23 protein-coding genes are annotated in these 17,900 nt (G+C 57.0%); 2 read left to right on the forward strand and 21 right to left on the reverse strand.

The genetic code is table 11. The annotated features are described in order from the left end of the window. Positions 1-34: 34 nt before the first annotated feature. From LOH54_RS12035 to rpsJ, 15 genes are read right to left on the reverse strand one after another with little or no spacing between them, the layout of a single operon-like run. Positions 35-220, reverse strand: coding sequence for a type Z 30S ribosomal protein S14 (locus LOH54_RS12035; protein ID WP_231019342.1), 186 nt, complete (start codon positions 218-220; stop codon positions 35-37). Further along, positions 220-765 carry a 50S ribosomal protein L5 gene (rplE, locus tag LOH54_RS12040; RefSeq protein ID WP_231019343.1) on the reverse strand — a complete coding sequence of 182 codons (546 nt, stop codon included), beginning with the start codon at positions 763-765 and terminating at the stop codon, positions 220-222. The genes LOH54_RS12035 and rplE overlap by 1 nt, the downstream gene beginning before the upstream one ends. 3 nt (positions 766-768) lie before the next feature. Then, positions 769-999: a 50S ribosomal protein L24 gene (rplX, locus tag LOH54_RS12045; RefSeq protein ID WP_231019344.1), complete on the reverse strand. Its 231-nt coding sequence runs from the start codon at positions 997-999 to the stop codon at positions 769-771. After that, on the reverse strand, positions 999-1,367 hold the full coding sequence (rplN, locus tag LOH54_RS12050; RefSeq protein ID WP_231019345.1) for a 50S ribosomal protein L14: 369 nt from the start codon (positions 1,365-1,367) through the stop codon (positions 999-1,001). Before rplN ends, rplX begins: the two co-directional genes overlap by 1 nt. Beyond that, complete coding sequence (gene rpsQ / locus LOH54_RS12055) at positions 1,364-1,615, reverse strand: 30S ribosomal protein S17 (RefSeq protein WP_231019346.1); 252 nt, start codon at positions 1,613-1,615, stop codon at positions 1,364-1,366. The genes rplN and rpsQ overlap by 4 nt, the downstream gene beginning before the upstream one ends. A gap of 10 nt (positions 1,616-1,625) precedes the next feature. Then, on the reverse strand, positions 1,626-1,811 hold the full coding sequence (gene rpmC, locus LOH54_RS12060; protein ID WP_231019347.1) for a 50S ribosomal protein L29: 186 nt from the start codon (positions 1,809-1,811) through the stop codon (positions 1,626-1,628). Further along, positions 1,798-2,223 (reverse strand): 50S ribosomal protein L16, encoded by a 426-nt coding sequence (gene rplP, locus LOH54_RS12065; protein WP_231019348.1) that lies wholly within the window; start codon positions 2,221-2,223, stop codon positions 1,798-1,800. The genes rpmC and rplP overlap by 14 nt, the downstream gene beginning before the upstream one ends. A gap of 2 nt (positions 2,224-2,225) precedes the next feature. Then, the gene (gene rpsC / locus LOH54_RS12070) at positions 2,226-2,927 is read right to left on the reverse strand and encodes a 30S ribosomal protein S3 (protein WP_231019350.1); all 702 of its coding nucleotides are present in this window, start codon (positions 2,925-2,927) and stop codon (positions 2,226-2,228) included. Positions 2,928-2,929: 2 nt separating this feature from the next. Beyond that, positions 2,930-3,247, reverse strand: coding sequence for a 50S ribosomal protein L22 (gene rplV, locus LOH54_RS12075; protein ID WP_231019351.1), 318 nt, complete (start codon positions 3,245-3,247; stop codon positions 2,930-2,932). A 3-nt stretch (positions 3,248-3,250) separates the two neighbouring features. Next, entirely contained in the window at positions 3,251-3,526 is a 276-nt protein-coding gene (rpsS, locus tag LOH54_RS12080) for a 30S ribosomal protein S19 (protein ID WP_231019352.1), read from the reverse strand. Positions 3,527-3,529: 3 nt separating this feature from the next. After that, complete coding sequence (gene rplB / locus LOH54_RS12085) at positions 3,530-4,360, reverse strand: 50S ribosomal protein L2 (RefSeq protein ID WP_231019353.1); 831 nt, start codon at positions 4,358-4,360, stop codon at positions 3,530-3,532. Between the two features lie 2 nt (positions 4,361-4,362). After that, positions 4,363-4,644: a 50S ribosomal protein L23 gene (locus tag LOH54_RS12090; protein WP_231019354.1), complete on the reverse strand. Its 282-nt coding sequence runs from the start codon at positions 4,642-4,644 to the stop codon at positions 4,363-4,365. A 1-nt stretch (position 4,645) separates the two neighbouring features. Then, positions 4,646-5,257: a 50S ribosomal protein L4 gene (rplD, locus tag LOH54_RS12095; protein WP_231019355.1), complete on the reverse strand. Its 612-nt coding sequence runs from the start codon at positions 5,255-5,257 to the stop codon at positions 4,646-4,648. Further along, the gene (rplC, locus tag LOH54_RS12100) at positions 5,254-5,829 is read right to left on the reverse strand and encodes a 50S ribosomal protein L3 (protein WP_231019357.1); all 576 of its coding nucleotides are present in this window, start codon (positions 5,827-5,829) and stop codon (positions 5,254-5,256) included. The genes rplD and rplC overlap by 4 nt, the downstream gene beginning before the upstream one ends. 11 nt (positions 5,830-5,840) lie before the next feature. Beyond that, the gene (rpsJ, locus tag LOH54_RS12105) at positions 5,841-6,152 is read right to left on the reverse strand and encodes a 30S ribosomal protein S10 (protein ID WP_231019358.1); all 312 of its coding nucleotides are present in this window, start codon (positions 6,150-6,152) and stop codon (positions 5,841-5,843) included. A 179-nt stretch (positions 6,153-6,331) separates the two neighbouring features. Here rpsJ and LOH54_RS12110 point away from each other — a divergent pair, with 179 nt between their 5' ends. After that, positions 6,332-7,402 carry an ATP-binding protein gene (locus tag LOH54_RS12110; protein WP_231019359.1) on the forward strand — a complete coding sequence of 357 codons (1,071 nt, stop codon included), beginning with the start codon at positions 6,332-6,334 and terminating at the stop codon, positions 7,400-7,402. A gap of 55 nt (positions 7,403-7,457) precedes the next feature. Next, positions 7,458-9,776, forward strand: coding sequence for a putative bifunctional diguanylate cyclase/phosphodiesterase (locus LOH54_RS12115; protein ID WP_231019360.1), 2,319 nt, complete (start codon positions 7,458-7,460; stop codon positions 9,774-9,776). A gap of 20 nt (positions 9,777-9,796) precedes the next feature. Here the strand turns inward: LOH54_RS12115 and LOH54_RS12120 are convergent, their stop codons facing one another. The 6 genes from LOH54_RS12120 to LOH54_RS12145 form a co-directional block, all read right to left on the reverse strand. After that, on the reverse strand, positions 9,797-11,569 hold the full coding sequence (locus tag LOH54_RS12120) for an Aq_1262 family (lipo)protein (protein WP_231019361.1): 1,773 nt from the start codon (positions 11,567-11,569) through the stop codon (positions 9,797-9,799). Positions 11,570-11,657: 88 nt separating this feature from the next. Next, positions 11,658-13,532 carry an alkaline phosphatase PhoX gene (locus LOH54_RS12125; RefSeq protein WP_231019362.1) on the reverse strand — a complete coding sequence of 625 codons (1,875 nt, stop codon included), beginning with the start codon at positions 13,530-13,532 and terminating at the stop codon, positions 11,658-11,660. A 118-nt stretch (positions 13,533-13,650) separates the two neighbouring features. Then, a complete protein-coding gene (locus tag LOH54_RS12130) occupies positions 13,651-14,787 on the reverse strand; it encodes a hypothetical protein (protein ID WP_231019363.1) in 1,137 nt (378 codons plus the stop codon). Beyond that, entirely contained in the window at positions 14,784-15,452 is a 669-nt protein-coding gene (locus LOH54_RS12135; RefSeq protein ID WP_231019364.1) for an ABC transporter ATP-binding protein, read from the reverse strand. The genes LOH54_RS12130 and LOH54_RS12135 overlap by 4 nt, the downstream gene beginning before the upstream one ends. Beyond that, a complete protein-coding gene (locus LOH54_RS12140) occupies positions 15,449-16,684 on the reverse strand; it encodes an ABC transporter permease (protein WP_231019365.1) in 1,236 nt (411 codons plus the stop codon). The genes LOH54_RS12135 and LOH54_RS12140 overlap by 4 nt, the downstream gene beginning before the upstream one ends. Then, positions 16,677-17,894, reverse strand: coding sequence for an ABC transporter permease (locus LOH54_RS12145; RefSeq protein ID WP_231019366.1), 1,218 nt, complete (start codon positions 17,892-17,894; stop codon positions 16,677-16,679). Before LOH54_RS12145 ends, LOH54_RS12140 begins: the two co-directional genes overlap by 8 nt. Positions 17,895-17,900 lie beyond the last annotated feature (6 nt).

Consider the following 17,900-nt stretch of genomic DNA (forward strand, 5'->3'; position numbering starts at 1 on the left):
TATTTTTCCTTGCTAACAGTCAGGAGTTTCAAGCTTACCAGCTTGACTTTCTGACGCCTGGGATCAATCCCTCATTTGCCATTTTTCTGAAGCAAACACGACAAATACCGAAGTCACGGAGCACAGAGTGCGGGCGGCCGCAGATCTGGCAACGTGTATAAGCACGAACCGCGAATTTCGGTTTGCGCTGCTGTTTTGCGATCATGGACTTCTTAGCCATTACTCTCTTCCTTTCGCGAACGGCATACCCATTGCTTCGAGCAGGGTAAATGCCTCTTTGTCACTCTGCGTCGTTGTGACGATCGTGATGTTCATCCCGTGGATCTGCATGATGGAATCATAGTTGACTTCCGGGAAGATCAGCTGCTCGTTCAGACCGAAGTTGTAGTTACCGCGACCGTCGAAACCGTTGCGCGGGATACCACGGAAGTCTTTCACGCGCGGCAGAGCGACAGCGATCAGTTTGTCCAGGAAGGTGTACATGTTCTCACCGCGCAGGGTGACTTTGACACCGACCGGCATCCCTTCGCGGACTTTGAAGCCTGCAACGGATTTACGAGCATCGACGACAGTCGCATGCTGACCGGCGATCAGGCTGATCGTGTCCTGGATGTTCTGGATCAGTTTGTTGTCTTTCATCGCGAAGCCGGTACCGACAGAGATGATGATCTTCTCGACCGCAGGGATCTGCATCGGGTTTTTGATCTCCATCTTGCTCTGCAGCTCCGGTTTCATCGCGACATATTTATCTTTCAAACGTGCCATAACTTACGCCTCCACTTTGCGGACATTGGATGCATCGATCGGCATCTCTTTGCTCATGAATCCGCCCTTCGGGTTCTCTTCCGTCGGCTTGACCGCTTTTTTCGCGAGCTTGCAGCCTTTGACGAGGACCTTGTTCTCTTTCGGCATGACCATCAGAACTTCTGCCTTGGTGCCTTTGTCGTCACCGGCAATGATCTCGACCATATCGCCTTTTTTGAAGTTAAACTTTGCCATTACACAACCTCCGGAGCCAGGGACACGATCTTCATGAAACCTGCGTAGCGTACTTCACGGCTAACAGGACCGAAGATACGGGTACCGATCGGCTCTTTTTTCGCGTCGAGGATGACGGCAGCGTTGTCATCGAAACGGATCAGAGAACCATTTTCGCGCTGTACTTCTTTTTTCGTACGGACAACGACAGCCTTGACGACCTGACCTTTTTTGACTTTTCCGGTCGGGAGCGCTTTCTTGACTGAAGCAACGATAACGTCACCTACAGAAGCGTAACGGCGCTTGGAACCGCCCAGAACCTTGATACACATGATCTCTTTCGCACCAGTGTTATCTGCAACGTTCAGACGAGTAAAGCTCTGGATCATGACTCTACTCCTGTGGCGACAACGCTTTTAAGTTCGAAAGACTTTGTCTTGGACATCGGGCGGCACTCAACCGCGATCACTTCGTCACCGACGTTCAGCGTGTTGTTCTCATCGTGGATGAGATATTTTTTGAAACGCTTGACCGTTTTGTGGTAGCGCGGGTGCATAACGCGGCGCTCGACAACGACCGTCGCCGTTTTGTCACCGGCTTTCTTGACGACTACACCCTGAATTTCACGTTTAGACATTCGGGTCTCCTTACTTCGCTGCGCTGAGCGCAGTGTTGATACGGGCGATATCTTTGCGCACGTTGCGCAGCTCGCTCGTGTTCTGCAGTTGCATCGTTTTTTGCTTCAGTCTCAGCGTGAAGAGCTCAGTCTTCTTCTCTTTGAGCATTGCGCTCAGTTCCGCTGAAGTCTTCTCTGCCAAATCAGTATACTTCATTGTCCATCTCCGCCGTTACAATTTTCGTTTTGAATGGCAGCTTGTGCATCGCAAGCGTCAGCGCTTCGCGTGCCAGAGACTCTTCAACGCCACCCATTTCGAAGATGATACGACCCGGTTTAATGTTCATAACCCACTGGTCGATCGCACCTTTACCTTTACCCATACGTACTTCAAGCGGTTTCGCAGTAAGCGGCTTGTCCGGGAAAACACGGATCCAGATCTTACCCTGGCGCTTGATGTGACGGGTTGCCGCGATACGCGCCGCTTCGATCTGACGGGAGTTAATACGACCCGCTTCAACCGCTTTGAACGCGATATCGCCGAACGCAAGTTTGTAGCCGCTACGCGCTTTACCGCGGTTGCGACCTTTCATGTACTTGCGGAATTTCATTCTTTTTGGCATCAACATGATTAATCCGCCTTTCTCGGAGCACGACCGCGGCGCTCACGCTTATCTTCTTCTTTAGGTTCCGGCTGGATACCTTTGGAGAGGACTTCACCTTTGAAGATCCAGACCTTGATACCGATGATGCCGTAGGTTGTATGCGCTTCGGCAAAACCGTAATCGATCTTGGCACGGAGCGTATGCAGCGGCACGCGACCTTCGCGGTACCACTCGGTACGTGCCATTTCAGCACCACCGAGGCGGCCTGCGACGGCGATACGGATACCCTTGGCACCGGCACGCTGTGCATTCTGCATTACTTTCTTCATCGCACGGCGGAACGCAACACGGCGCTCCAGCTGTGTCGCAACGTTCTCAGCAACAAGCTGCGCCGCGATCATCGACTTTTTCTCTTCTTTAATGTTGACGGCAATGTCTTTGCCGATCAGGTTCTGAAGCTTTGTTTTGAGCTTCTCGATATCAGCACCTTTTTTACCGATGATGATACCCGGGCGTGCTGCGACGATCGTGACGCGCAGACGCTTAACCGTACGCTCGATGATGATGTTGTTCACACCTGCATAGTAGAGTTCCTTTTTCAGGAAAGTACGGATTTTGTGGTCTTCGCCCAGGTTGGCCGGTGCGTTTTTGAAATTCGGATACCAGCGGGACTCCCAGTTACGGTTGATGCCCAGACGGAATCCGATCGGATTGACTTTCTGACCCATAATTATTTACCCTCTACTTCTACTAAGATGTGTGCCGTCGGTTTGCGGATCCCGCTTGCCATACCGCGAGCACGCGGACGGAAGCGTTTGAGAACCGGACCGTTGTCAACACGGCAAGAAGTGATCACACAGTCGCTGGCATCGTTGCCGCTGTTCGCGACAGCCGATGCGACGACTTTGGAGATGATCTTCGCCGCTTTGTTCGGCGTGAACTCCAGTGCAGCGATCGCTTCTTCAGCGTTCATGCCCTGGATTTCACGTGCGATAAGGCGAGACTTCGTCGGAGAGACGCGGATAAATTTCAACAGTGCTCTTGCCATGCGTTACCCTTTTCTCTGTACAGAGCCCTTGTGGCCCTTGAATGTACGTGTCGGAGCGAACTCACCGAGCTTGTAGCCGATGTGGTTCTCTGTCACGTAGACCGGTACAAACTGGCGTCCGTTGTGGACGTTGAGTGTCAGACCGATCATATCCGGCAGGATCACGCTGCGGCGTGACCATGTCTTGATAGGCTTATTGCTCTTCGCTTCTTTGGCTGCGAGCACTTTTTTCATCAAATGGTCGTCTACGAACGGACCTTTTTTTACTGAACGTGCCATCGATTAACCTTTCTTACGACGAGTGATAATAAGCTTATCGCTCGCTTTTTTACGACGCGTTTTCGCACCCTTGGTCGGTTTACCCCACGGAGTAACCGGGTGACGACCGGAGTTTGTTTTACCTTCACCACCACCGTGCGGGTGGTCAATCGGGTTCATCGCGGAACCGCGCGTCTGCGGGCGGATACCCATGTGGCGTGTACGACCGGCTTTCGCGAAGACGATGTTGCTGTACTCTTCGTTACCGACAGTACCGATCGTCGCCATACACTCGCCGAGGACGTAGCGCATTTCACCGGAAGGCAGACGCAGGGAGACGTACTTGCCGTCACGACCCATGATCTGAGCAGATGTACCGGCAGAGCGGACCATCTGTGCACCTTTGCCCGGCTTGAGCTCGACATTGTGGACGGTAGTACCGACCGGAATGCTTTTGAGCTTCATCGCGTTGCCCGGCTTGATGTCGAGGCCTTCGACTGCTGCTGCAACCATGTCACCGACATTCAGGCCCTTCGGCTGAAGGATGTAACGCTTTTCACCGTCTGCATAGTTGATAAGCGCGATACGGCAGTTACGGTACGGGTCGTACTCGATCGCGGCAACTTTGCCCGGGATACCGAACTTGTTGCGTTTGAAATCGATGATACGATAGAGCTTCTTCGCACCGCCCTGCTTGTGGCGGGACGTGATGCGTCCGTTGTTGTTACGACCAGCGTGTGCCGGCAGCTTGACCAGCAGAGAGCGGACAGATGCCTTTGCTGTGATGTCACCGGAGTCGATGTTCGTATAGAAACGGCGACTCGGGGTAATTGGTCTGTATGTTTTAATTGCCATGATTACACCGCCATCGATTCGATTGCTGCGCCCTCAGGCAGCTTGACATAAAACTTTTTATAGTCGTTCTGCTTGCCCATGACACCGCGGAAGCGTTTTGTCTTACCGCTTTGGTTCAGTGAGTTGATACGTGTCGGGATGACACCGAAGTACTCACGGAACACCTCTTTGAGACCGGTTTTGGTCATGCGCGGGGATGTCTGAACAACGACAACACCCTCTTCCTGCAGACCAAGCGTTTTCTCAGTGTAAACGATTGATTTAATATCTGTAATATCAGCCATCTTAGCTCTCTTTTGTCAGATTTTCCCATACCGCTTTTTCGATAACGACTGCGCGGTATGCTGATGCCAGGAATGCATTCAGTTCATTCTCTTCAACCAGGTAAGTTGACTGGATGTTACGGAAGGCCAGGAACGTGTTCTCATCAACGATGGACTTGACGAGCAGTGCATCGCGGACACCCAGCTTGTCAAACATTGCCTTGGCATCTTTCGTTTTGCCTGACGCGATCTCGATCGAATCAACGATGAAGAGTTTGCCTTCTGCCGCCAGAGCGTCAAGGGCAAAGTTCAGCGCAAGCTTCTTCTGCTTCTTGTTGACTTTCTGGTCGTAGTTACGGCCTGTGTTCGGCCCGTGAACGACGGCACCACCGACCCATACCGGGGAACGGCGTGAACCGGCACGCGCACCACCGCGGCCCTTCTGTGCCCACGGCTTCTTACCGCCGCCGCGCATCTCGGAACGAGTCTTCGCAGAAGCTGTATCAGCACGCAGACCCGCCTGGTATGCTTTCACATACAGGTAGAGGTTGTGCGGGTTGATTCCTGAAAAGCTTTCCGGCAGTGCAAGCTCGGACGCTTTTTCAAAATTTTCATTCAATACGATAGCGCTCATTTAACAACCTTTACACGACCCATTGCACCGTTAGCGCCCGGGATAGAACCCGCGACAACGAGGATGCCGTTTTCTGCGTCGTAAGAAATCACTTCGTTTTTGACGGTGACTTGCGTGTTACCGTACTGACCGGCCATTTTGCGGCCCGGCTGGACGCGGCCCGGCCACTCACAGTTACCGATAGAACCCGGACGGCGGTGGAAGCGTGAACCGTGTGCTGCAGGACCCCCTGCAAAGTTCCAGCGCTTCATAACACCGCTGTAACCGCGACCCTTCGTGTTGAAAGAGGCTTTGACCACTTTCGCTTCACCCAGGGAAGCAGTTTCAAGGTCACCGGCTTCCGTGTTACTGACAGTCAGTGTCACGAAACGGTTGAACTCTTTCGGCAGGTCGTATTTCTTCTGCTGACCTTCGATTGACTTGTTCATCTTTTTGCCGTCATTGTATGCAACGATCGCGCGGCCGTTCTCGACTTCGCAGACCTTTGCCTCTTTGACTTTCAGAAGCGTTACCGGAGTGCTCGGAACGCTGATAGTACGGCTCATACCGATTTTTTCAACAATATATTCCATTGTGCTACTCCTTACTTATCCATCGAGCGGACTTCTACGTCCACTTCCGGCGCCAGATCAAGTTTCATCAGAGAGTCGACCGTGTCCGGCGTAGCGGAGACGATGTCGATCAGACGGGCGTGCATACGGATCTCGAACTGCTCACGGCTGTCTTTGTTGACGTGAACGGACTTAAGAACCGTATATTTACGGATTTTTGTCGGAAGCGGAATCGGACCGCGGATTTCCGCGCCCGTACGCTTTACAGCTTCTACAATAGAACTAACCGAACGATCCAGTACACGGTGATCGTACGCTCTCAGTTTCAAACGAATCTTTTCCATAGTTTTTCCTCATAAAGAACTCGTTGGATCTTCTCCAACTATTATAAAGGGAGCGGAATTATACTGAGATCACTTTCCAAATTCAAGAGTTTTAGGGGGGTTTGGACGAATTTTATCCAAATTTATTTCCTTTTCAAAAGGAAGTGATAAAATCATATTGACAAAACAGAGGAGTAACGATGACCGAACTGCTGGAAAAATTCTACCGCCAGGACCTCCATGCCGGCGGATACGTCGAACGCAAATTCTCCCCGCCGGAGCACTCCTTCTACCTCAGCGGCATCCCCCTCAGCGGCAAGAGCATGCTTATCAAGCACTATCTGCTGCAAAAGAAGAAAGCGTCCTACCTCTACATCGACTGCAGCGATATCCGCATCGACACGGAGCGCTTCAACGCCCAGATACGCTCGTTTTGCAATACCCACGAGATCGCCACCCTCGTGCTGGACAACTACCGGCCGGAGCTGCTGCTCCCCTCGGTCGCACAACTGATCCTGATCGGCCGTGAGGCCCCCGAAGCCGAGGGGTTTCCCCACTACCGTCTCTTCCCCCTCGATTTCGAGGAGTTCCTGGCATTCGAGCGCAAATACGATGAAAGCGCCCTCAATGACTTCTTGCAGCTGGGAGGGCTGCCGGTCATGCACAAAACCCCCTCCGAAGAGCGCCACCCCCTGCTGCAGCGCGCCTTCAAGGAGGCCCTGGGCGACATCGGTTTCGACCTGATGCTGCTGGCCGCGCGCCTGCACACCCTGAAGGTTTCCGCCTTCATGCTCTACGAACGGCTCAAGAGCGAACGCAAAATCTCCAAGGACATGCTCTACCGCCACTATGCCAGCATGCTCTCCGAGGGGTACCTGCACGCCGTGGCGAAGTTTGACCACCCCCGGGCGACCAAGAAGCTCTATCTCTGCGACATCGCGCTAAAAAACGCCCTGGTGTTCCAGAAGCACTTCGGGCGCCTGTTCGAGAATATGGTGCTGACCGAACTCGCCAAGCACCACAGCGAGGTGTTTTACGAGGAGCAGATCGATTTCTACCTTCCCGAAAGCAACCGCGTCATTCTCTGCATGCCCTTCGGGACCAAGGAGATCCTTTTCAAAAAGATCGAGCAGGCCGAAGCTTTCATCGTCACCCACGGCGTGCAGAGGGTCGAGGTCGTCACAATGAGCAGCGAGTCCTCCCTGCACCACCCCTTCGTCGAGGCGGAGATGATCCCCTTCGCGCAGTGGGCGCTGGGCGAAGAGGAGTAGGCCCGCCGTTCCATCACGATCTGTTGTATAATAGACTCAAAAACGAAAGGCAAGGATGAAGGGCATTTCACTTCTGCACCTCTCCAAACATTTCGACAAAGCCGATGACTTCCGGAGGCGCTTGCTGCGCCTGCTCTATGAAAACCTCTCCGGCGCCGCCATCGTCATCTGGTTCAATGCCTCGCTTTTCATCTACATCCTGTGGCCCGTAGCCAACCAGACACAGCTGGCGGTCTGGTACGCCCTCATGACGGGGGTCACACTCCTGCGCTACCTGGACACCCGCCGTTTTTTCCGCCAGGAAATCCCCCAATACGACACATGGTATCGGCGGCTCTTTATAGGCGTCCTCTTCTCCGCACTCCTCTGGGGGAGCATTCCGCTGCTTTTCTTCACCGAGGTCACTCCCACTTACCAGATGTTCATCATTATCATCATCATCGGGATGAGTGCCGGGGCGCTCAGCACCCTCGCGGCGGACCTGCGCCTCTCCTTCATCTATCTGTTCAGTCTGCTGGTCCCGCTGGCCTATCGTCTGCTCGACGAGGGTTCCCCGATCTTTGTCGCCTCATTTGTCCTTCTCCTCGCCTTTATCGCCGTCGTGCTGCATACGGCCCAGGAGTTCCACCGCAGCCTTGTCGAAAGCTACCGCACCCTGGAGCTCTACCAGAACACCAAAGACCGGCTCGGCAAAAGCGAGAAGCGGCTGCAGATGATGTTCGATCAGACGCCGATCGGCATCTTCTACTACGATACGGACCTCTTTATCGTCGACGTCAACCGCGCCCTGTGCCACTTCCTCCAGGCGCAGCGCAAGGAGCTGATCGGTCTCAGTCTCCGGAATCTTCCCGATCAGCGCCCGCTCCAGGGGGCCTACCGTGACGGCGACTACACACGCCATGCCGTGTATGAGGGTCCCTACCACACCAAACTGCGCGGCCTGGATCTCTGGATCAAAGTGGAATTCATCCCCATCGTCGACGACCGGGGCAAAATGGTCGGCGGCATGGCGATGTTCACCGACAAGACCCAGGAACAGACGGCGATGAAGCAGGCGAAGTTCCTCTCCCTGCACGATCCGCTCACGCAGCTGCCCAACCGGGAACTGCTCAAAGAGCGTATCCGGCAGCTGCTCAAAGAGGACCGGCGCCTTGCCCGTTTCTCGGCACTGCTCTTTCTCGACCTGGACCGCTTCAAACATATCAACGATACGGCCGGGCACCTTGTCGGCGACCGTCTGCTCATCGAATCGGCCAAGCGCCTCGACGAACTGCTGCGCGAAAGCGATACCCTCAGCCGCCTCGGGGGAGACGAGTTCGTCATCCTGCTGCCGCTGATCGCCACCGATGAGGACGGCACCGTCCGCCATGCGTTTCAGGTCGCCGAAAAAATCCATGATGCACTGCGCCGCCCCTTCCATATTGAAGGGCATCAGCTCTACACCTCCTGCAGCATCGGCATCACCACCCTTGAGAGCGCCCCCGAAGATATCGACGAGGTGCTCAGGCGCGCCGATACGGCGATGTACCAGGCCAAAGCGGACGGACGGGACCGTACCCGCTTCTACGATCCGGAAATGGACCAGAAAGCCCGCGATTACCTCCGAACGCAGCGGCGGCTCCGGCACGCGATCGAAACGGGCGGCTTCACCCTCGTTTACCAGCCCATCGCCCATATCACGACCGACAACGTCATTGCCGCCGAAGCCCTGCTGCGGTGGCATGATGAGATTGGTAACGAAATCCCGCCCGCGCACTTCATTCCGGTCGCCGAAGAGTCGGGGCTGATCAAAGCGATCGGCGAATGGATCATCAACGAGGCGTGCCGGCAGATCAGCGCCTGGCAGAAAGAGGGACTATTCTGCCTCGATTACGTCTCCATCAATATCAGTCCGCGGCAGCTGATTGAGGGCGACTTCGCCGACCTCGTTGCCGAAAACATCCGGCGCCACGGCATCGCCCCCGAATCACTGCGGCTCGAGATCACGGAGACGGCGCTGATCGAGAATTTCGACAAAACGAAAAGACTGATCGACACGCTCAATGCCCAGGGCGTCAAGTTTATCATCGACGACTTCGGCACCGGCTACTCCTCTCTCTCCTACCTCAAGCAGTTCGCCTTTTCCGCCCTCAAGATCGATCAGAGCTTCATCCGCGATATTCTGCATGACCCCAAGGATGCCACCCTGGTACGCGCCATTATCGATATCGCCCGCCAGTTTGACTACCAGGTGATCGCCGAAGGGGTCGAGGAGGATGCACAGCGCAAGATGCTGCGTGAAAACGACGACGCCATCGCCTACCAGGGTTACCTCTGCAGCCAAGCGGAAACAGCCGGGGTCTTCGAGAAACATCTGCACAGGAAGTGCGGCTAGCCGAGGGGGCTTCCGATCATTCAGTGCAGCGGATAACGCTCCATCGTGACGGCCTTGACGCCGGTCGGGGCGCCGATGGCCACTTCCCGGTGCACATTGAGGGCCGGGGCAACATGCGCATCGCGTCCGTAAATGTAGCTCTGGGCATCAACGATCACCCTGTAGGCCTTGTTCAGCATCAACGCCCGCCCGGGCGTGGGAAGGATCAGCCGTGAGACATCGCTGTGCAGCGCTTCGATCTCGGATAGTTTCAGGCTCCCGTTGGCATCGAAAAAGCGCGCCATCACCTCATCGTTGCCGCGGAATTCGTCCCCGGCATGGTTAGCTTCGAGGTAGAGAGTGTACTCATAGCGGCCGTCGGCCAGCATCGGCTCTTTGATATCTTTGAAACCGCGCGCCGACTGTGTCCAGTGGTACCATCCCATCTGCTTCGCCCCCGCATCGAATTTACGCGGGAAAACAAAAGTACTGTCGACGACGGCACCGATCCCTGAATGGCAGCCGATACAGAAGAGCGTCTCCTCGTAGGTCTGAGGCCGCAGGTACCCCTGCTTGTCCTCGATGAACCCCTGATAGACCCAGCCCAGCCCCGTATTGAGTCCCGTCTCTTCATTGCCGGTAATCGTACGCAGCCGATTGGGAAAGTCATCTTTGTCCTTGATCTCCGCCTGCGCCGCGTTGGAGAGCTGCGGGTAGGTGTTCCAGGCGCTCTTGCGTCCGTAGCGCAACTCCTTCATCCGCGGAGCCATCCCGATGCTGCCGTTGGCATCCACGTCGATATAGCGCACTGTATGCAGGAACTCCGTCTGCTCTGGGTAGAGGCCCGGGGCCATGTGCAGCGCGTTGTCGATCTGCGCGTTTTCGGCGCGCCCGACATAGGACATGGCGTAGTTGAAAAAGCGCTTCTTTACAAAATCGTACGAGGGCGCGGCCCAGCGGTAGACAACCTTGGTCGCGCTGTCCAGGGTCCCGTTTTGGTTCAGGTCCACGCCGAACACCTTCTCGTCCACCGGCTCGATCGCAATGTCGCTGCGTTTGATCAGCGCCTCCACGATGGCGAGGTTGACCTTGTAGACCTCTTTGTCAAAGACGCCCTCCTTGTTCTGCCGCATCACGTCCGGCAGCCGGATCAGCACATCGTCCGTAGAACCGTTCGTCGGCCAAAAGGTACCGAGGAAAGGGTAGTAGGCAAAGGCCCGCCAGCCGGTATAGGCGCCGTTCGGGTCACGGTCGAACCCCTCCCCGTCGAACGCGAAGTAGCAGTCAGGGGTAAAGCCGCCCCACTTCCCGTCATGGTTGTAATCCCAGGCATCCGGAACATGCTTCAGGATCTCGCCGAGCATAATCGTGCCATTGGCGTCGAAATAGTTATCCCCGCGGACATAATCGAGGATCGCCGCGTCGGAGACGGCAGCAACGGCATCGGTACGGTCGCTGAAGAGGTTGGTCCACGGGTTCTTATAGGTCGCTTCACTGAACCTGTAGCTCTCCTGCAGCGCCGCATCGTCGATATAGTTGGGCTCGACCGAATTGGTATGGCAGGTGAAACAGGGGTTGTGCGTGTTCCCGCCGCCATCCTCTGTTTTCGTATAACACTGCGACGTCACATAGGCACCGGCGCTGTTCTTGACGGTCATCGCCGTCACGTCCGTGAAAAGCTGGTCCGTTTCATAGGCAGTCGCATTCACCTCGGGAAGCGGTGTTGGCGTCGCATTGGCGTCACCTGCCGGAGTATCGCTGCTGCAGCCTGAAAACAGTAAAACAAATGCCAGAATATAAGAGGGGTATGTCATATTTCTTTCCTTGCAGACCGTACGGAGGAGGCGGTACGGTCTGCACGAAGAGAAGGCGGAAGGCCCTCCCTGGTCGCCCGGGGGGCGATCAGAACTTGAACGGTCCGACGACACCGACGAAGGACTCTTTCTGTGCGTCCGTCGCCTGGCCGACGAGGCCGTACTCTACGTCACCGGTGGAAACTTCACCGAAGGGGTGCTGCGTGACGACGGTGAGGTAGTCATACCCTTTGACGTCGCGCTCCCAGTACGGGGACGTTGTCTCGGAGCCGTACGGCGTGGAGATGATGCGGGTCATCTTTTCGCTGACGACATCGTAAGCCCAGACGAAGTCATTCGGGTGGTAGCCGGTATCTTCGCCGATCGCCAGGATGTTCTGTCCTGCAAGGTACGTGACGTTATCCGGGTTGGCGATGCCGCTGACCGCACAAGTGTAGCTCTCATAGGCGGAACCTTCCGGGTAGCTTGCTGGCGCACCTGCGACAACCCCGTACATGTTGCTGACGACGTAGTTACTGTCGATCTTGCTCTGCACCGTATCATAGGCTGCCTGGCTTTCGCCGTTGATGTTCAGGCCGTAAACCGCGCCGCACTTGTTGTCGCTGAGCTGAACGTCGCCCTCGCCATCCGTCATCCCTTTAGTGACCTGGCTCATTGCTACGAACAGGACACCGTGATCAGGGTCAAAGGTGATCCCCTCCTCTTTTCTGAACTCGGTCGTCGCACCCTTCATTGCTGCATAACGACGTGTTTCGAGGAATGCTGCTGCTTTGTCCATACCGGTTTTGACCTGCAGACACTCTTTGCCCATCGCCGTGTTGACGTAGGTATAGCCCGGGTTACATGCATCGGCAACAGGCGCTTCGTAGGCGAAGATGTCGCTGAAGACCGGCTCGCCGGCAACGATCGTGCGGATCTCCGCATCCGTCGCGTGACCCAGTTTGATCCACATCAGGTCGGCTTTGCCGGCACCTTCGTCGGACGTCTGGATCCACTTGGCCGCGTACAGCGTCCCCGCGCTCAGATCCTGCGCCGCATCGGCGATGTACATGTAGAAGCCGACGTTCGTACCGTCATCAGAGAGGTACGCCGTACGCTCGTCCGGCATGACGTAGGCAAGTTCCCATGCCGCACGGCCCATGCTGAAGTGTTTTGTATAACCGAAGACCGGTGTCGCGACAGACGCGTCAACCGTGACTTCCGGGATCCAGCCGTAGAAGTACGGGTTGTTGTCCGCCGTGGCGTTCGCGTTGTTCTCGTCATGCCAGTAGAACTTCGTTACCTCGTTGAAGCGGGAGTTGCCTGTCAGCTTCGTGGAAGGATCAAGCGTATCCTCGATTTTTTTCGCATCGGGCTCATACTCTTCGGAACCGAGGTGGGATTCCCACGGCGTCGTCATACCGGCACAGTGGACCCAGCCGCCGAACTCCGCTTTCTGGCTGATATACTGCATGGAGTCCGGTTTGACGGAGAGCGTACCCTTGTTCTGCTGCAGCTCCATCCCGTACATGCCGCCGATGCCGCATTCGAACTGGTTGACCATAAAGATACGGCCATTGGCACGCAGAATGGAGGAGTGGTCCAGACCCGAACCGTCGCCGCTGTTTGTACCGTTACAGATATACGGGCTGCCGTCGGTAAAAGAGATCGCCGCGTCCGTATGGTCTTTGAGCAGGCCGAAGGTTTCGCCGTTGTTCACATCGGCCGTCGCCATCAGCTTCGTAAAGCCGATCGTCTCCGTTTTGCCCGTTTCGAGGTAGGTCACGCTGTCCGTTGCACGGAGCGAAGACTTCTCCTCGTCGAGAACAGGAGCGCTCAGCTCTGAAAAAGAGAGCAGTGTCGCTTCGTTCGTGTTCGGAGTAATGCCGTCAACGCCGTTGGAGCCGTCTTCGGTACAGCCGCTGAGCATCAGCAGTGCTGCTGCCGAGGCGGATAACATGATCATTGTTTTATCAAACTTCATCGTCCAATCCTTGTTTAAAAAAGATGGCGAATTGTAGAAGGCGAATATTACGCCCGCGATGCCGATTGATATCGCCAGCGTTACGGCAAGGATACGTTTTGAAAACATTCGTTTCTCCCTAATAGCTGGCCTGCCACTCCAGGTAAAAGCGCTCGCCGTAGGGGCCGAACGCGCTGCTGTCGCTGCCGAACCCCAGCAGCATACCGGCCGTGAAGGTGTTGTGATCGTTCAGGGTGTAGGTCAGTGACGGTGCGACGAAACGGCTGTTCGCCTCGTCGAAGCTCTCTATGTAGAGAAAGGAACCGCTGAAGGCGAGGTTGAAATCATATGCCAACGTCGTCCCGGCGTAAAAAGGGGACTGCACCATATTCCCGACCAGTTCATCGGCGTAGTTGTCAAGCAGCTGCGTATAGGTGAAGGTTTCGGAGCTGTAGAGGGCTTCGACAACCCAGGTGATGCCGTTTTCGAATCCGTAGTCAAACCCGGCGATCCCCTGGAAGAACTCGGTGCCCAGGAGGTCGCTCTTGAAGTACCCCCCTTCGCTCCGCCACTCCGCCCCGGTACTGAAAAAGTTCCCTTCGAGCTCATACCCTATCATCAGGGTATCTTCGCTGCGGATAAAGTCGATGCCGACATCGGCAAAGGCCAGGTACCCCTTCCCTCGTGCGGCATATTTGAACGTGCGGTCGTGGCGGAGGGATGCGACGGCAGTGACGGTACTGAGGTCACTGGGGGCATAGCTGTAGGTCGTCGCCAAAACGCCGTACACCTCGTCAGGCTCCAGGGCGTAGCTGTTCTTCGCGTTGTAGAGGTCCGTCGGCGTCCAGATCCGCCCCACCCCCATGCTGATCTTCTGGACCCCGGCGGTGATCCGCTGCACACTGTCCTCATAGCCGCCGTAGAGGCGGTATATCCGCGCATGGGCTACGCCCGGACCGTAATGCTGCGCCTCGGTGCGCACTTCGAAGGGGATGTCCGGCCGGACCTCGTCAAACAGCGCGAATTCGTCACTGTGCACATACCCTTCTCCCAGATAGTTGACGACGTCACCGATGCCCGTCAGAAAATAGGCCCCGCTGCGCCAGCCCCCGCTGAGCCGGAGCCGGTCATAGTCATAGGTGTACGCCGTGTCGTCGAGACCGGAGTGCTGCTGCAGCAGGAAATTCGTATTTTCGATCGTGAAGGTCGTCTCCGCCGCCCGTAGCGGCATCAGAACCAGCAGTAACGATGCACCAGCGAAACGCCGCAGGGTCATGGCACGACTTGCCCGTCGCTGAGCTTGATGATCCGGCGGGCCTGTTCCACGACGTAATCGTCGTGCGAAGAGAAGAGGATCGTGATCTTTTCGACCGCGTTGAGCTGCTTCATCATCGCCATCAGGTGCTCGGAGTTGCGCGAATCGAGGTTGGCCGTCGGTTCGTCGGCGAGAATGAGTTTCGGTTTCGCCGCCACGGCCCGGGCCACGGCGACGCGCTGCTGCTGGCCGCCGCTGATATGGCCCGGCATGGCATCGAGCTTCTCCTCTATTTCCAGCAGTTTTGCCACCTCCGCCACCCGCGTCTCGATCGCGTCCGGTGCAAAGCCGCGCAGCTTCATGATGAAGCCGATGTTCTCGCGCACCGTGAGGACGGGCACAAGGTTATAGGCCTGGAAGACGAAGCCGATCTGTTCCAGGCGCAGCCGCGAGCGTGCCCCCTCGTCCAGGCCGGAGAGTTCGGTGCCGTCGATGGTTATGGAGCCGCTGTCGATGGCGTCGAGCGCCCCGATGGCGTTGAGCAGCGTTGTTTTACCGCAGCCCGAGGGCCCGGTGATCACCCCGTACTCCCCCGTCGCGACGGCGAGGTCGATGTCGCGCAGGGCGTGCACCTCGCGCTCCGTATCCTTGTAAAAGTATTTGTTCACTCTGCGCAGTTCGATCATACCTGTATCACCTCGATAAGATTAAGCTTTTTGAGCCTTCGCAACGGCATCAGCACCGACACGATCGCCGCCGCGATGATGGCCAGGAAGGTGTTGGTGAAGTAGCGGCTCTTGATATCGGCGTAGACGACGGCGTTGTAGCCGAACGCCTCCAGCCCCGCCGCGTATTCGCGCAGGTCGAGCCCCTGCGTCTGCAGGTACCACAGGGCGGCGTAGCTGGTGAATGCCCCCAGCACAAAACCGACCACGCCCAGCACCAGCGCCTCCGCGGCGACCTGGGTGCGCAGCTGCGACTGGGGTGTCCCCAGCGCGATGAGGATGCCGAACTCGCGGGTCCGCTCAAGCACCGAGACGAGCATGACGCCGAAGATGCCGATGAGGACCACAAGCATGACGATGGCAAAGGTAATGGAGTTGAAGATGACCATCATCTCCTGCATCTGTTGGAGCACCGGGTAGAGCGTCTGCCACGTCTCGACCTCCAGCCCCGGGAAGGCGGCCTGCAGCCGTGCGGCAACCGCTTCCGTCTGCGAAGGTGCCGCCAGCCGCAGCGCCACCTGGGTCGCGCCGTTCGCACCCAGTCCTGAGAAGGTGCGGCTGCGCGGCAGGGCGACGTAGATCGTCTGGTTGTCGATGAGCAGGTTCGACGTCTGCACGATCGCCGTCACATAGAGCGAAACGGCGCTGATATCCCCCTGGGCGTTCTGCGACGAGAAGACCAGGCGGTGCCCCACCTCGACGCCCAGATCTTCCGCCAGTTTCTTGCCGATGGCGCAGCCGTTCTGCCGCCGCCCCCAGTCGATTTTCCCCGTTTTGACAAAGCCGGAGAGCTGCCCGAAGCGCTCTTCGGCCTCCAGGTCGATGCCGACCAGCCGTCCCATCGCCGACTTGCGCGCGGTCGAGGCCAGGCCGGTCTGCGATAGCCTGACGGAGTAGGCGGCGACGGCCGTGTCCGCATCCAGTGCTTCCAGCAGCGGCCGGTCGTCGGCGATGGCGTACTCCAGGCTCTGGTAGAGCCGGAACTTCGGGGCGTAGACGGAGATCTCGCCACTGTCGCTGCGGATCGTGCTCTCGCGCATCGTTTTGACCATGCCGTCGTAAAGCCCCTCGATGGCGAGCATCGCCGTCATACTGCCGGCAATCATGAGAATGACGAGCCCGGAGCGGCGGGCGCGGCGCCACAGGCTGTGCCATGCCATCTTCAGGGCCAGGGTGAAGGTCGTTTTAGACATGGTGCATCGCCTCCACCGGGGTGTAACGCTTGACGACCGCAATGGGGTAGAGGACGGCCAGCATATTGAGAGCAAAGACAACTCCCGCATTCCAGCCGATGGTGGACCAGTCGAAACGCATCGGAATCTGGTCGTCGACGATCCCGTAGTCGCGGTACGCCTCCGCGATCCCCTCGATCACCATGGGATGCAACTCGAAATACCAGGCGATCGGCGCCCCCACTGCCACGGAGAGCCCAACGGCCGCGAGCGCGATCAGCAGCATCTCCAGCAGCAGCAGTGCGGAGACGTTCCGGGGGGAGAGGCCGATGGCGCGCAGCATCCCCAGCTCCCGGGTCCGTCCGACGATGTTGAGGAAACTGAAGATCATGATGACAAAGAAAATAACGACGAAGAAGACCCCCATTGAGATGTAGCCGAAGACGCTGTCCACCTCCATCGCCTCCACCTGCGCATGCATCAATACGGTCCACGGCACGGCCTCGAGCCCCTCGGCCAGCCCGGCCTGCACCGCGTTGACCGTCTGCGGCAGCGCCGTGAGGTCATCGACGGAAGCGACAATGTACGATGCCATATCCCCGCTCAGCATCAGGGTGTCGTAGTACGCCTTGTTCACAAATGCGGAGGAGGCGTCAAATTCAAAGAGGCCCGTTTTGAAAATGCCGACGATCCGGAAATTCTCCGCGGCAAAGGAGTCGTCCGTCGCCGTGCCGATGAGCGCCACGGTATCGCCGACCCCCACCTTCAGCCTCACCGCCAGTTCGCTGCCGATATAAAGCGCGTTGGTGTCGTTATCCTCGAGGTAGCGCCCTTCACGGCGCGCTTCAGCCATTTTGGAAAGCCGTCGTTCCCCTCCGGGGTTGATGCCTACGACCATCGCCCCCACAGAATCACGGGGGGTGGAGAGCAGCGCGAAACTCTCCAGGCGCGGCGCGTAGGCCGCGATCCCCGCCGTGCGCGCCAGCAGCGCCTCCTCGGCCGAGACGTCGGTCAGCAGGTAGTCATACCCCCCCTCTTCACGGTACCCTTTTTTGTAGATATGCAGGGCGTTTTCATAGATGTCGAGGGCGCTTTTGAGCATATGCGCATGCGAACCGTCCATCAGGGCGACGTAGACGATAAAGAGCAGGGAGCTGAAAAACGTCAGCGCAAAGGTGACGACGGTCCGCCCTTTGTAATGGAGGATGTTTTTCAACGCCAGTCCGAACATCATGAT

This window comes from Sulfurimonas sp. HSL-3221 (assembly GCF_021044585.1).
Classification (GTDB): Bacteria; Campylobacterota; Campylobacteria; order Campylobacterales; family Sulfurimonadaceae; genus Thiomicrolovo; species Thiomicrolovo sulfuroxydans.

What these genes read in the sequence shown, in the direction of transcription:
- LOH54_RS12125 (WP_231019362.1), bottom strand. Translation starts at nt 13,532, where the DNA reads ATGAAGTTTGATAAAACAATGATCATGTTATCCGCCTCGGCAGCAGCA.
- rpsJ (WP_231019358.1), bottom strand. Translation starts at nt 6,152, where the DNA reads ATGGAAAAGATTCGTTTGAAACTGAGAGCGTACGATCACCGTGTACTG.
- LOH54_RS12140 (WP_231019365.1), bottom strand. Translation starts at nt 16,684, where the DNA reads ATGTCTAAAACGACCTTCACCCTGGCCCTGAAGATGGCATGGCACAGC.
- rpmC (WP_231019347.1), bottom strand. Translation starts at nt 1,811, where the DNA reads ATGAAGTATACTGATTTGGCAGAGAAGACTTCAGCGGAACTGAGCGCA.
- LOH54_RS12135 (WP_231019364.1), bottom strand. Translation starts at nt 15,452, where the DNA reads ATGATCGAACTGCGCAGAGTGAACAAATACTTTTACAAGGATACGGAG.
- rpsC (WP_231019350.1), bottom strand. Translation starts at nt 2,927, where the DNA reads ATGGGTCAGAAAGTCAATCCGATCGGATTCCGTCTGGGCATCAACCGT.
- rplN (WP_231019345.1), bottom strand. Translation starts at nt 1,367, where the DNA reads ATGATCCAGAGCTTTACTCGTCTGAACGTTGCAGATAACACTGGTGCG.
- rplE (WP_231019343.1), bottom strand. Translation starts at nt 765, where the DNA reads ATGGCACGTTTGAAAGATAAATATGTCGCGATGAAACCGGAGCTGCAG.
- rplB (WP_231019353.1), bottom strand. Translation starts at nt 4,360, where the DNA reads ATGGCAATTAAAACATACAGACCAATTACCCCGAGTCGCCGTTTCTAT.
- rplD (WP_231019355.1), bottom strand. Translation starts at nt 5,257, where the DNA reads ATGAGCGCTATCGTATTGAATGAAAATTTTGAAAAAGCGTCCGAGCTT.
- LOH54_RS12130 (WP_231019363.1), bottom strand. Translation starts at nt 14,787, where the DNA reads ATGACCCTGCGGCGTTTCGCTGGTGCATCGTTACTGCTGGTTCTGATG.
- LOH54_RS12120 (WP_231019361.1), bottom strand. Translation starts at nt 11,569, where the DNA reads ATGACATACCCCTCTTATATTCTGGCATTTGTTTTACTGTTTTCAGGC.
- rplP (WP_231019348.1), bottom strand. Translation starts at nt 2,223, where the DNA reads ATGTTGATGCCAAAAAGAATGAAATTCCGCAAGTACATGAAAGGTCGC.
- rpsS (WP_231019352.1), bottom strand. Translation starts at nt 3,526, where the DNA reads ATGGCACGTTCAGTAAAAAAAGGTCCGTTCGTAGACGACCATTTGATG.
- LOH54_RS12035 (WP_231019342.1), bottom strand. Translation starts at nt 220, where the DNA reads ATGGCTAAGAAGTCCATGATCGCAAAACAGCAGCGCAAACCGAAATTC.
- LOH54_RS12110 (WP_231019359.1), top strand. Translation starts at nt 6,332, where the DNA reads ATGACCGAACTGCTGGAAAAATTCTACCGCCAGGACCTCCATGCCGGC.
- rplC (WP_231019357.1), bottom strand. Translation starts at nt 5,829, where the DNA reads ATGGAATATATTGTTGAAAAAATCGGTATGAGCCGTACTATCAGCGTT.
- LOH54_RS12145 (WP_231019366.1), bottom strand. Translation starts at nt 17,894, where the DNA reads ATGTTCGGACTGGCGTTGAAAAACATCCTCCATTACAAAGGGCGGACC.
- LOH54_RS12090 (WP_231019354.1), bottom strand. Translation starts at nt 4,644, where the DNA reads ATGGCTGATATTACAGATATTAAATCAATCGTTTACACTGAGAAAACG.
- rplV (WP_231019351.1), bottom strand. Translation starts at nt 3,247, where the DNA reads ATGGCAAGAGCACTGTTGAAATTTATCCGCGTCTCTCCGACGAAGTCT.
- rplX (WP_231019344.1), bottom strand. Translation starts at nt 999, where the DNA reads ATGGCAAAGTTTAACTTCAAAAAAGGCGATATGGTCGAGATCATTGCC.
- LOH54_RS12115 (WP_231019360.1), top strand. Translation starts at nt 7,458, where the DNA reads ATGAAGGGCATTTCACTTCTGCACCTCTCCAAACATTTCGACAAAGCC.
- rpsQ (WP_231019346.1), bottom strand. Translation starts at nt 1,615, where the DNA reads ATGTCTAAACGTGAAATTCAGGGTGTAGTCGTCAAGAAAGCCGGTGAC.